Genomic DNA, 12,584 nt, shown 5'->3' on the forward strand with positions numbered 1-12,584 from the left:
GACGGCCCATGGACGTCAAGGACGACGCGACACAGACCCCCTCCCCCGTCACGGACGACGCCCCGCCGGCTGTCTCCCGCAGGCTGCGGCTCATCACCGTCATCGCCACCTTCGGCGGACTGCTCTTCGGCTACGACACCGGCGTCATCAACGGCGCCCTGCCGTACATGACCGACGACCTGGGCCTGACCCCGGTCACCGAGGGCATGGTCACCAGCTCGCTCCTCCTCGGTGCCGCGCTCGGCGCGGTGACCGGCGGGCGGCTGTCGGACGCGCGCGGACGGCGCCGTACGATCCTCACGCTCGCGGTGCTGTTCTTCATCGGCGCGCTCGGCTGCACGCTGGCACCCACGACCGCGGTCATGGTCGTCGCCCGGTTCGTGCTCGGCCTCGCGGTCGGCGGCGCCTCGGTGACCGTGCCGGTCTACCTCGCCGAGGTCTCGCCCGCCGAGCGGCGCGGCGCACTGGTCACCCGTAACGAACTGATGATCGTCAGCGGTCAGTTGCTGGCGTTCACCTCCAACGCGATCATCGCCCAGGTGGGCGGCGAGTCCGGCGGGGTGTGGCGCTGGATGCTGGTGATCGCCACCGTCCCGGCCGTCGTGCTCTGGTTCGGCATGCTCATCATGCCGGAGAGCCCGCGCTGGCTCGCCTCCAAAACCCGCTTCACCGAGGCCCTGGACGTGCTCAAGCAGGTCAGGTCGCAGCAGCGCGCCGAGGCCGAGCTCGCGGAGGTGTCCGCGCTCGCCGTGAAGGAGGACCAGGAGAAGCTCGGCGGCTGGCAGGACATGAAGGCCACGCCCTGGGTGCGCAAGCTGATGTTCATCGGCTTCGGCATCGCCATCGTGCAGCAGATCACCGGCGTCAACACGATCATGTACTACGGCACCCAGATCCTCACCGACGCCGGCTTCGCCGCGGACAGCGCGCTCACCGCGAACATCGCCAACGGGGTGATCTCGGTGCTGGCCACCTTCGTGGGTATCTGGCTGCTCGGCCGTGTCGCCCGCCGCCCCATGCTGATGACCGGTCAGATCGGCACCACGGCAGCCCTGTTGCTGATCGGGATCTTCTCGCTGGTGCTGCCGTCCGGCGACGGCCGGGCCTACGCCGTGCTCGCCATGACCGTCACCTTCCTCGCCTTCCAGCAGGGCGCGATCTCGCCGGTGACGTGGCTGATGCTGTCGGAGATCTTCCCGATGCGGATGCGCGGCTTCGGGATGGGTGTGGCGGCCGTGGTGCTGTGGCTGACCAACTTCGTGATCGGACTGGTCTTCCCGTCGCTGGTCTCCGGTATCGGGATCTCCCACACCTTCTTCCTGTTCGTGGTGGCGGGTGTCTTCTCGCTCGCCTTCGTGAAGCGCTACGTCCCCGAGACGAAGGGCCGCTCGCTCGAAACCCTCGAGGCCGAACTCCGGGCGCGCTTCTCCTGACCCTCTGCTTCCACTCTCCCTGTTCTAAGGACTCCAACATGACCGTACGTGTAGGCGTCATCGGCGCCGGCTGGATCGGCAAGGAACACATCCGGCGCCTCACCGACACCGTCACAGGCGCCCGCGTCACCGCGGTCACCGACATCGACGCCGCCCGCGCCGCGGAGGCAGCGGCGCCGGTCGGTGCCCGGGTGCTGCCCGACGGCGCGGCCCTGATCGCGGCGGACGACGTGGACGCCGTCCTCGTGACGTCCTGGGGCCCGACCCATGCCGAGCACGTACTGAACGCGACAGCCGCCGGCAAACCGGTGTTCTGCGAGAAGCCGCTCGCCACGACCGCCGAGGACTGCCTGAGGATCGTCGAGGCCGAGACGGCACTCGGTCGCCGCCTGGTCCAGGTCGGCTTCATGCGCCGCTACGACACCGGCTACCGGAAGATGAAGCAGGTCATCGACTCCGGTCGCATCGGTGAGCCGCTGATCGTGCACTGCGCCCACCGCAACCCGACCGTCCCCGAGTCGTACACCTCCTCCATGGCCGCCCTGGACACGGCGGTGCACGAGGTGGACGTGCTGCGCTGGCTGCTGGACGACGAGATCGTCTCCACCCAGGTGGTCACCCCGCGCGCCACGAGCAAGCGGTTCGCCCACCTCAAGGACCCGCAGATCATGCTCTTCGAGACCGCCAGGGGCGTCCGCATCGATCTGGAGGTCTTCGTCAACTGCCAGTACGGCTACGACATCCAGTGCGAGGCGGTCGGCGAGGAGGGGCTGGTCCGGCTGCCCGACCCGGCCTCGGTCGGCCTGCGCAGCGCGGGACAGCACAGCACGGAGGTGCTCACGGACTGGGTGGCCCGTTTCGCGGACGCCTTCGACACCGAGTTCCGCGAGTGGATCGCGGGCGTCGCCGCCGGCAGCGAACCCACCGGACCCTCGGCGTGGGACGGCTATGCCGCCACCGTCATCACCAGCGCGACCGTCGAGGCCCTGGAGTCGGGCCGCGTAGTCGCCACCGACCTCAAGCCCCGCCCCGCACTCTACGGAGGTGCCGCGTGAAGATCGCCCTCGACCCGTACATGTTCCGCGCGCTCCCCATCGACGCGATGGTGCGCACGGTCGCCGAACTCGGCTACGACTACATCGAGTTGTCGCCCCGCGACGACTTCATGCCGTTCTTCCTGCACCCACGGGCGGACGACGGGCGGATCGCCGAGCTGAAGAACTCCCTGCGCACGCACGGCGTACAGCTGTCCTCCGTGCTGCCGCTGTACAAGTGGTCCTCGCCGGACGAGACCGAGCGGCAGGCCGCCGTCCGCTACTGGAAGCGGATGATCGAGATCACCGCCGATCTCGGATGTCCGTTGATGAACTCGGAGTTCAACGGCCGCCCCGAGCGCGCCGCCGAGAGCGAGGCGGCCTTCTGGCGCTCGCTGGAGGAACTGCTCCCGGTGTTCGAGCGCGAAGGCATCGCTCTGAACCTGGAGGCGCACCCGGACGACTTCTGCGAGGAGAACACCCCCGCGGTCGACCTGGTCCGCGCGATCAACAAACCGTGGGTGAACTACCTCTACTGCGCCCCGCACTCCTTCCACCTGTCGGGCGCGGACCCGACGGCGGACATCGCGGCGATGATGCGCTACGCCGGCGACAAGCTCCAGCACGTGCACATCGCCGACTCCTTCAACCACAAGGGATCGTCGGGCCTGCGCTACATCCTCAACCCGCCCGGCACCCCGGCCCGCATCCACCAGCACCTGGACATCGGGCAGGGCGAGGTCGACTGGGACGCGTTCTTCGGCACCCTGCGCGAGCTGAACTTCGACGGCGTCGCCACGGCTTGCGTCTTCGCCTGGGAGGAACGGGCCGAGGAGTCCTCGGCATTCATGCTGGACCGCATCCGCAAGGAGCTGGCCGAGTAGGGGAGTTCAGGCGGCCTTCAGGGCGAGTGGCAGTGCGCTCGGGCCGCTGAGGAAGTTGGAGTAGACGGGCTTCGCCGGGCCCGTCTGCTCCATCTCCGCCACCAGGTCGCGCAGTCCCGCCAGTACGGCGCCGATCTCCGCCCGGGCCAGGTAGGCGCCGAGGCAGAAGTGCGGGCCGTAGGCGAAGGTGACGTGCTTGTTGGGGGTGCGGTCCAGGCGCAGTTCGCCGGGGGCGTCGAAGATCCTCTCGTCGTGGTTGGCGGAGGCGTTCCAGACGGTGACGATCTCCCCCGCCTTGATCGGGTGGCCGCCGACCTCGGTGTCGGTCGTCGCGGTGCGCCCCGAGTGCAGGGCGGGGGTCGTCCAGCGCAGGATCTCCTCGACGGCGGTGTCGATCCCGGCGTCGCCGCGCTTGAGAGCCTGCCACTGGTCGGGGTGGTCCAGCAGGGCGAGGGCGGCACCGACCATGGACAGGCGGGCCGTCTCGTCGCCACCGAGGATCAGGCTGTAGCAGTTGAGCATGATCTCGTCGTCGTCCAGCGGCAGCCCGTTCACCTCGCTGCCCGCCAGCAGCGCGATGATGTCCGCGTGGCCGCTGTCGCGCCGGTCACGGGCGAGGTTGGCGAAGTAGAGCAGGATCTCGTTCTTGGCGATCCAGGCATCGGCGGCCGTACTGTCCGCCTCGTGCGAGCCCAGCGCCGACGACGTGAGGCTCAGCACGTAGGCCCGGTCGCGGTCGGGTACGCCGAGCAGGTCGCAGATGGAGCCCAATGGTATGCCGGCCGCCACGTCGGCGGCGAAGTCGCAGGTCCCCTTCTCCAGGGCGTCCCCCAGCAGCCGGGTCACCGTGCGCCGCACGCTCTCCACGATCGGCTCCAGGACCCGCGGCGAGAACGCCGACATCAGGACGCGGCGCAGCCCGGCGTGCCTCGCCCCGTCGGTGATGGCGAGCATCCGGCCGGCCGCGGAGTCGCCGCCGGCGAGCAGCGTCTCCAGGACGTTGCCGCCCTCGGAGGTGAAGCGTGCGCTGTCGCGGTACACGGAGGTGACGTCGGCGTGCCGGGTCACCGCCCAGAAGCCGGGGGCCGTGTCGGTGGCCGGGTTCCAGTGGACCGGCCGGTGCTCCCTCAAGTGGCGCCACACGGCGGACAGGTCGCTCTCGGCGTGCAGCCGCGGATCGGCCAGGTTCAGCGTGTCGAGCTCTTCCGGCGCGATCGTCCGCCGTGTGGTCATCCCGTTTCCTCCCGTGCTTCCGCTGTCCCTATGCGCCCATGGCCCGGATGAGGCTCTTCGGACGCATGTCGGTCCAGTGCCTCTCAACGTAGTCCAGGCAGGACTGGCGTCCGGCGGCACCGCGGACGACGGTCCAGCCGGCCGGCACCTCGGCGAAGGCGGGCCACAGCGAGTGCTGTCGCTCACCTTCGACCACCGGGTGCGCGACGGCGGCACCGCGGCCGGATTCCTGCGCCATGTCACCGACCGCCTCGTGAGCGGCTCCGGCGACTGACGACGACTGACTCACCGGCGGCTCTCGGGAGAGCGGCGGTCCGCCCTGCGCTGTGCCAGCCACAGGGCGACCTCCTCCGAGATCGGCTGCCCGGTCTCCAGTTCCACGAAGCCGAACTGGCCGCCCTGGTTGCACTCCAGGAACCACCAGATGCCGTCCTCGTCCTCGGCGAAGTCGAAGGCGGCGAACGCCAGTCCGGCGAGGGTGACGTACTCGTGCACCGACTTGCCGATGCGCTCGGGGACCGGGACCGGCTCCCAGGCGTGCCCGGTGTCGCCGTAGCGTCCGTCGACCTGCCCGGGTTCGGCGGTCTTCCGCGCGGCGAACAGCCGGGTGCCGACACTGGTCAGCCGGATGTCCGCCCGCTTGGGTACGTACCGCTGCAGCAGCGCGGGCCCGGCCGCGACGGCGGAGAAGTCCGCGCCGGGGCCGACGAGGGTGGTGGGCAGGGCCAGCCCGGGGTCACCGGGCGGCGGCCCTGACGCCGACTTCACCACCACGTCCCGGTACTCCTCGGCGAACTCCCGCGCCAGCCGGGGTGACGTGGTGAAGACCGTCGGCGGTACGGCGAAGCCGCTGAGGTGGGCGACCCTCAACTGCCAGGGTTTCAGCCGAGCTTGGTCGGCGTTGCGCGGATGGTTCATCCATCGCGCGGCGGCGGAGTGGAGCATCCCGTACAGCGCCTGCCTGGTCTCGGCGGTCAGCCACGGTGAGGAATGCTCGGCGTACGCGGCCGGTTCGCCGGGCCTGCGCACCCATATGGAGCGCAGGCCTCCCATGCTGAGCACATGTCCGTTGACCGACAGGTGCCCGTCGAAGTCACCATGGGCGAAGTCGGCGGACAGCACGGCCTTGCCCGGCAGGTCGGCGGGGTCCAGCCGCATCACGGGAGTCCCTGTCCCATGCAGCCTGGCCACCACCATGTCGGCGGTCACGTCCTCTTCGGACGTCAGGATCAGTACGGTCATTCGCGCACGGATCGTCAGTCGTCGAAGTGGGTCGCGGATCCGGCCGTGGACGTCGTCGTGCCGACCGCGAGCAGGAGGTCCGGGTCACTGACGGCGGGGCGGCCGTCGGGCAGCACGTTCAACTGGCGGGCCGGGTCGAAGTGATACGGCGTCACCGCGTTCGGAAGCCCTCGGGGAAAGGCGTAGTTGAGGGTGAACGGTCGCACTCGAAACCTCCACGGACGTTGTCTGCATTACCGTCCCTTACGCGCTTCTTGCGTAAGGAATTCATCACTTTCAGCCACATCGGGGTGAAGGTCGTCACATCAACTGCACGACTCGCGTGCACCTTCCCCACGAGCCATCCATCGGATGGACCGTCACATCTGTCACACGAGCCACAGGAGGTGACCGCACCCTCACGCTCGGCCCCTCCCGTGCACACGCGACTCCTTGACGCTGAACCGTTTCATTGCTTCTCTCAGAAAGCCGTTCTTCATGGGAGCGCTCCCAACCCCCACACGTGAAAGGGATCCCCTGTGCAGACCACCACCCCCCACCCCCTCCTCCTACGCCGCCCCAGACGCGCCCTTTCCGCCCTCGTCACCGCCGCGCTCGTCGCCTGCCTGCTGTCGCTGTCCTGGGCGGGCGGCTCACCGGCGCGGGCAGCGGCCGGTGACGGCTCGGTGTCCGACCCCAACATCGCCTACGTGGGTCGCTGGGACACGAGTTCAGGCACGGGCGCCGTGCCCCACTGGTCCGGCGCGTACCTCCAGACGGCCTTCACCGGCACCACGGTGAAAGTCAGGGCGAGGGACGCGGTCAACTTCTACGCGAGCATCGACGGCGGAGCCGACGTCTTCCACGCGGGCGTCCGCGGGACGGTGAACCTCACGCCCCAGCCCCTGTCCCCCGGCACCCACACCCTGCGGATCTCCTACCGCTCCGGCGACACCGTTTTCCAGGGCCTGGTGCTGGACTCCGGCGCGCGGACGGTCAGTCCGACCATGCCGTCAGGGCTGGTCGAGTTCGTCGGGGACTCCATCACCGCCGGCGCCCTCACCGACCGGCTGGCGCTCGACTCGTACGCCTGGAAGACCGGCGAGCGGCTGGGCCTGCGGCACACCCGGATCGCCCGGGCGGGCTACTGCCTCGTCGCCCAGTCCGGTTGTACGGGCCTGAGCAGCCAGTACTTCAGGACCGGCAGCACCGGCGACCAGGGCTGGGACTTCTCCCGCTACGGGGCGAGCGCGGTCGTCATCAACCTGGGCACCAACGACATCGGCCACGGCGTGTCCGGCTCCGCCTTCCAGTCGGCGTACACCAAGTTCCTGAGCGACCTGCGCGCCAAGCACCCCGAGGCGCACCTCTTCGCCGTGCAGACGCTCAAGAAGCGCTACGTGACGGAGACCAGGGCCGCCGTGAGCGCCCGCAACGGCTCCGGTGACGCCAGGGTGCACTACGTCGACACCACGGGCTGGCTCACCGACGGCACCGACTACGAGGACGGCAACGGCCACCCCAACGAGGCGGGGCACACCAAGTTCGCCGGCCGCCTGGCGCCCGTCATCGCCGCCCAACTGCGCACCGCCACCCCCGTGTCCACCAAGGCGGCCGCTCCCGGCCAGCCCGGCGACCCCAACATCAAGTTCGTCGGCCGCTGGGACACCCGCAGCTCCAGCACCCTCTACACCCCGTACTGGGCCGGCGCGTACTACCGGGTCGGGTTCACCGGCCGGACGGTCAAGCTGAAGCAGCGGAACACCATCGACTTCTGGGCGCGCATCGACAACGGGCCGGTGAAGTTCTACGACGACGTCAAGGGCACGGTGGACCTCACCCCGTCACCGCTGGCTTCCGGCAACCACACGCTCCAGGTCAACTACCAGGTGGTGGCCGGCTCCTATCGCGGTGACGCCGTCTTCCAAGGGCTGGCCCTCGACAGTGGCGCGACGACGTTCGCGCCGCAGGCACCGGCCAAGCTGATCGAGTTCGTCGGGGACTCCATCACCGTCGGCACCACGACCTCGCAGAACGCCCGTACCGCGTACGGCTGGCTGATCGGCGAACGGCTCGGTACGGAGCACACACAGATCGCCCAGGGCGGCGCCTGTCTGGTCGCCGCGGCGGACGGATGCGTGGGCCTGGAGCAGCAGTTCACCCGGCTCAATCCCAACGCGCCCACCCCGGACTGGGAATTCTCCCGCTACCAGGCGGACGCCGTCGTCATCAACCTGGGCACCAACGACGTGGGCCACGGCGTCAGCTCCGCACAGTTCCAGTCGGCGTACACCAGCCTGCTGCGCAAGGTCCGAGCCGCCTACCCCAGGGCCTGGATCTTCGCGTTGGAGACCTTCCGCGGCCGCTACGTCCCGCAGACCGAAGCGGCCGTCAAGGCGGCCGTCGACGGCGGCGACACCCGGGTCTCGTTCGTCGACACGACGGGCTGGCTGGGCTCCGGCGACCTGACGGACTCCGTCCACCCGAACGACCAGGGCCATCGCGTCATCGCCGACCGCCTGGCACCGATCATCGCAGCGAGAATCGGCAGCTGACCTCAGGCCATCGGCATTCCTCCCCCCTGGAGCCGTTCCAGGTCGGAGCGGCGGACCTGGATGACGAGGAGGGCGATCACCGCGGCGATCGCGGTGAAGATCGCGGCCATGATGAAGGCGGCGGAGACTCCCGCGGTGAGGATCTCGTCGGCATAGGGCGCCGGGAGCTGCCCCGTGCGCTCGAAGCGGAGCCGCTCCACGGGGGTCGCCTGGGACAGGAAGGCGGGGATCTGCTGGTCGGCCTCGTTGCCGCTGGCCGTACCGAACACCGTGACCAGGATGGACAGCCCGAGGGAACCGCCCACCTGCTGGGTGGCGTTGAGAAGCCCGGAGGCGGCGCCCGTCTCCCGGATGGCCACGTTGGACAGCGCCATCAGGGTCAGGGACACGAACTCCATGCCCATCCCGAGGCTGAATACGAGGATCGGGCCGAGGATGCTGCCCGCGTAGGTGGAGTGGACGTCGGTCAGGGTCAGCCAGGCGAGGCCGGCGGCGGCCAGTATCGCGCCGGTGACCATGAAGGGCTTGGGCCCGTACTTCGGCAGGAGTTGGGAGGCCAGCCCCGCGCCCACCGCGATGACGGCGCTCACCGGGAGGAAGGCAAGGCCGGCCTGGAGCGGGCTGAAGTCCAGCACGTTCTGGACGAAGAGGGTGAGGAAGAAGAACATGCCGAAGATCGCGGCGGCGAGGCTCAGCATCATGCCGTAGGTGCCGGCCCGGTTGCGGTCCGCGAACATGTGCAGGGGTGTGATCGGCTGCCGGGAGCGCCGTTCGATCAGGATGAACGCCAGCAGGACGACGACGGCCGCCCCGAACGCGGCCAGGGTGAGCGGGTCACGCCAGCCGTCCTGCGCGGCCCGGATGAACCCGTACACCAGCAGCACCATGCCGATGGTGGAGGCCAGCGCGCCCGCCAGGTCGAAGTGACCGGGGTGCCGCTCGGACTCCCGGATCCAGCGCGGGGTGGCGAGCGCGATGAGCAGCCCGATGGGCACGTTGACGAACAGCACCCAGCGCCAGTTCAGCCACTCGACCAGGATTCCGCCCGCCAGCAGCCCGATCGCGCCGCCGCCCGCCGAGACCGCGGCGAAGACGCCGAACGCCCTGTTGCGTTCGGGCCCTTCAGGGAAGGTCGTACTGATCAGGGCGAGGGCGGTCGGGGACGCGATGGCGCCGCCGACGCCCTGGAGGGCACGAGCGGCGAGCAGTTGCCACTCGTTCTGGGACATTCCGCCGAGCAACGAGGCGAGTACGAAGAGCAGCACGCCGAAGATGAAGACGCGCCGTCTGCCGAGGATGTCGCCCATTCTGCCGCCGAGCAGCAGCAGTCCGCCGAAGGTGAGCGTGTAGGCGTTGATCACCCAGGACAGGCTGGTCGTGGAGAAGTCGAGGGAGCGCTGGATGTCCGGCAGGGCGATGTTCACGATGGTGATGTCGAGCACCACCATCAGCTGGCAGGACGCGATGACCAGCAACGCCATACCACTGCCACGGCCCTCGCCCCGCTCCGTCTCCTGCGGGGTGGTCCGCGCTTCGGGTGTCGGCTCCGGGTTGCTCATCGCATCGCGCCGTCGGCGGGGGGCTCGGTGGCTTCCCGCCACCATTCGACCGTACGCCGCTGTGGGACGGGCCTCCAGTCGATCACGGGGCCGGGCCATGGCGCCCTTGGCGGGGCCCTGGTAGGCCCCTGGTCAGCGACCGGGGCGGATCAGGCCCGTGAGATAGCGCCACAGCGACGAGCGCTGCCGGGCGGACTGGTCCGGCAGCACCGGCTCGGCCGGCTCCGGCTCGGACTCCTGCACCGTCTGCAGCGCCGATGCCCGCTCCGGTGCCGACGCCGGCGCGGATGCCGAGGGTCGCGCGGGCAGGGAGGCGAGTTCGTACCGTACGGGCAGTGAGCGCAGGCCGCGCATGAAGGGCGAGGAGCGCCACGGCAGTTGGTCGGCCGGGAGGGCGAGGTCCAGATGGGAGAACCGCTCGAAGAGCCGGCCCACACCTACGGCCGCGACGGTCGACGCGAGCTCGCGCGCCGGGCACTGGCGGGGCCCCGCGCCCCAGGACAGGTGCGCCCGGGTGCTGATGGTGCTGCTCGCCGCCACGTGATCGGCGAAGAGCGGGTCGGCGTGCGCGGCGGCGGAGGAGACCCACACCGGGTCGCCCGCGCGGATCGTGTAGTTGCCGAGCGGGGTGTCCTTGGCGGCGAAGCGCGGTACGAAGTTCACCAGCGGCGGCTTGCGCATGACCACCCGGTTCATGGTCTCCCTGATCATCCCGGCGGACAGGCTGGCGCGCACGCTGCCGTCGCCGTCACCGGAGATGACCTCGACCACGGTGTTGGACATGAGGATCCCGACGTGGTCGGAGGTCATGCCGAGCAGCATGAACAGCTCACGGGCCAGCTCGTCGAGCGACAGGTCGGGGTGCGCGGCCAGAAGGTAGGAGGGGAAGTCGTCCCCCGGCTCCTTCAGCTTCACGGCCACCAGTTCCGCGAGCGTCGCCAGCAGCCGCTCCAGGGCGGGCTCCGCGTCCGGGCCCGCGTCCAGGACCCGCCACATGTCCATCAGCGCGTCGTCGCCCTGTGAACCGGGGAAGCCCAGCAGATGGCTGGCCACCATCAGGGGCAGCGGCCGGGAGAACTGCGCGGACAGGTCCGCCACGCCCGTGCCGCCCCCGTGCCCGACCAAGGTGATCAGTTCGTCGGCGTAGGCGGTGACGGCCGCCTTCAGCCGCTTCGCCTGGGGGTGGCCGGGATCCTGGAACGGTTTGAGTGCTACGTCCCACGCCGTCCGCAGCGGTTTGTAACCGGGACCGCCTTGGATCAGCACATGGTTGACCTCCAGGGACGGCCCGAGCGGCCAGTCGGCGGGCACTTCGCCTTCCGCGCGGGCCCGCCAGTTCTCCAGCCCCTTGGGCCAGCCGTCGTCGTCCTGGAGAACCTGCAGCGCCTCCCGGTAGCCGAGGACCAGCCACGCGGGCACACCCAGCAGGTCGACCGGCGCGACGGGTCCGTGCTGCTGCCTGAGTCGCTCGTACACGAGCGAGGGGCGCGTCTCGTAGTCGCGGGTCAGCAGCGGTTCGGGAGCCAGCTCCTCCAAGCGGGTGCCGTCGGCGCCCACCGCTCCGCTCTCACCCCACTGGGATTCCATCTGCCCGCCGCCCTCCGACACTCCCCGCACCGGTGCACTACCAGTCAGTAGCCGACAACGCCGGTGACCCTACCCCAGGGGGCACTTGCGGGTGAACGACGGGTGCGGTGGCTGTCCGCCGGGCGCCGGCGGGGTTCCCGGTGTTCCCGGTCTTACCCCTGCCTCGGCGGCCGCACGTCGGCCGAGGGCGTCGCCCGCCCGGCCCGACGTCAGTCCCCGCCCGACGCCGATCCCCGCCCACCGTCAGACCAACTCCTCGGCGGACTTCGCTCCCTGCTCGCGCAGCCACGTGACCAGCGTGGGATGGCCGGAGCGGTGGGCGGCGTCGAGTGGAGTCAGCTGGTCGTAGCCGACCCAGTTGACGTCTCCGCCCCGTTGCAGCAGGTAGCCGGCCGTCTGGCGTTGCCCGCCGTGGCAGGCGCACCACAGCGCGGCGGTGATGTCCTCCTCGGTGGGCGGGTCGGACTCGGACGTGCAGCAGGCGGATACGCGGTCGGCCTCGCCGAGGGCGGCGGCCTGCCACAGGGTGGTGCGGGCGCCGCGTTCCAGCAGCCGCCTCGCGCACCCCCACTGTCCGAAGGCCACCGCGTCCGCGAGCGGCGTGCCGTTGCCGATGACCGCGCCGTCGGCCTCGATGTCCGCGCCCAGGTCGAGCAGAGCGTCCAGGACGGGCACGTCGTCGGTGCTGGCCGCCCAGTGCAGCGGGGTCTCGCGGTGCGCGCCGGTGAACCGGGCGTTCACGTCCGCGCCCGCGGCGACCAGCGCGGTCACCGTCGCGGGACCGTTGGGCACGTGGCCGGGCCAGTCCGTGGCGACATGCAACAGGGTCCGCGTGGTCTTCGTGTTGCCCAGCCGTGCCGTGGCCAGCCCCGGATGAGCGGTAAGCAGGTCCTGCAACGCGCCCACGTCGCCGGTCCGGATCGCCTCGATGACGGCACGGGCCGGCGGGGCGGTCGTATCGATGAGCATCGGTCCACCTCCCAAGTCCCCACCTGGATAACACGGCGCACTGACAACGCCCCCTCCCGCGGGCCACGGCGCCCCTGTCCGGCCGCCCCCGAACCCCTTTCTGTTACGC

At 70.3% G+C, this 12,584-nt stretch carries 11 protein-coding genes; 4 read left to right on the top strand and 7 right to left on the bottom strand.

The annotated features are described in order from the left end of the window. The first annotated feature begins 8 nt into the window (after positions 1-8). From ADL12_RS24440 to ADL12_RS24450, 3 genes are read left to right on the top strand one after another with little or no spacing between them, the layout of a single operon-like run. Positions 9-1,433, top strand: coding sequence for a sugar porter family MFS transporter (locus tag ADL12_RS24440; RefSeq protein WP_062705161.1), 1,425 nt, complete (start codon positions 9-11; stop codon positions 1,431-1,433). Positions 1,434-1,471: 38 nt separating this feature from the next. Further along, positions 1,472-2,488 carry a Gfo/Idh/MocA family oxidoreductase gene (locus tag ADL12_RS24445; protein WP_062705164.1) on the top strand — a complete coding sequence of 339 codons (1,017 nt, stop codon included), beginning with the start codon at positions 1,472-1,474 and terminating at the stop codon, positions 2,486-2,488. After that, on the top strand, positions 2,485-3,351 hold the full coding sequence (locus ADL12_RS24450; RefSeq protein WP_062705166.1) for a sugar phosphate isomerase/epimerase family protein: 867 nt from the start codon (positions 2,485-2,487) through the stop codon (positions 3,349-3,351). Before ADL12_RS24445 ends, ADL12_RS24450 begins: the two co-directional genes overlap by 4 nt. A gap of 6 nt (positions 3,352-3,357) precedes the next feature. Here ADL12_RS24450 and ADL12_RS24455 read toward each other — a convergent pair whose 3' ends face one another. From ADL12_RS24455 to tgmA, 4 genes are read right to left on the bottom strand one after another with little or no spacing between them, the layout of a single operon-like run. Continuing rightward, entirely contained in the window at positions 3,358-4,584 is a 1,227-nt protein-coding gene (locus tag ADL12_RS24455) for a cytochrome P450 (RefSeq protein WP_062705168.1), read from the bottom strand. 28 nt (positions 4,585-4,612) lie between these two features. Continuing rightward, on the bottom strand, positions 4,613-4,822 hold the full coding sequence (locus ADL12_RS24460) for an MbtH family protein (protein WP_062705171.1): 210 nt from the start codon (positions 4,820-4,822) through the stop codon (positions 4,613-4,615). 47 nt (positions 4,823-4,869) lie between these two features. After that, on the bottom strand, positions 4,870-5,826 hold the full coding sequence (gene tgmB / locus ADL12_RS24465; protein ID WP_062705173.1) for an ATP-grasp ribosomal peptide maturase: 957 nt from the start codon (positions 5,824-5,826) through the stop codon (positions 4,870-4,872). A gap of 14 nt (positions 5,827-5,840) precedes the next feature. Next, positions 5,841-6,032 (bottom strand): putative ATP-grasp-modified RiPP, encoded by a 192-nt coding sequence (gene tgmA, locus ADL12_RS24470; RefSeq protein ID WP_062705175.1) that lies wholly within the window; start codon positions 6,030-6,032, stop codon positions 5,841-5,843. Positions 6,033-6,344: 312 nt separating this feature from the next. Between tgmA and ADL12_RS24475 the strand changes: the two genes are divergently transcribed. Beyond that, entirely contained in the window at positions 6,345-8,360 is a 2,016-nt protein-coding gene (locus ADL12_RS24475) for a GDSL-type esterase/lipase family protein (protein WP_062705177.1), read from the top strand. 2 nt (positions 8,361-8,362) lie between these two features. On the opposite strand, the gene ADL12_RS24480 is transcribed toward ADL12_RS24475, so the two are convergent. From ADL12_RS24480 to ADL12_RS24490, 3 genes are all read right to left on the bottom strand, one after another. Further along, the gene (locus tag ADL12_RS24480; protein ID WP_062705179.1) at positions 8,363-9,841 is read right to left on the bottom strand and encodes an MFS transporter; all 1,479 of its coding nucleotides are present in this window, start codon (positions 9,839-9,841) and stop codon (positions 8,363-8,365) included. 210 nt (positions 9,842-10,051) lie between these two features. Continuing rightward, on the bottom strand, positions 10,052-11,506 hold the full coding sequence (locus ADL12_RS24485) for a cytochrome P450 (protein ID WP_062705181.1): 1,455 nt from the start codon (positions 11,504-11,506) through the stop codon (positions 10,052-10,054). Between the two features lie 243 nt (positions 11,507-11,749). Next, positions 11,750-12,475, bottom strand: a complete 726-nt coding sequence (locus ADL12_RS24490) for an ankyrin repeat domain-containing protein (protein WP_062705183.1) — start codon at positions 12,473-12,475, stop codon at positions 11,750-11,752. Positions 12,476-12,584 lie beyond the last annotated feature (109 nt).

Origin of the sequence: Streptomyces regalis (genome assembly GCF_001509475.1) — a bacterium.
Taxonomy (GTDB): domain Bacteria; phylum Actinomycetota; class Actinomycetes; order Streptomycetales; family Streptomycetaceae; genus Streptomyces; species Streptomyces regalis.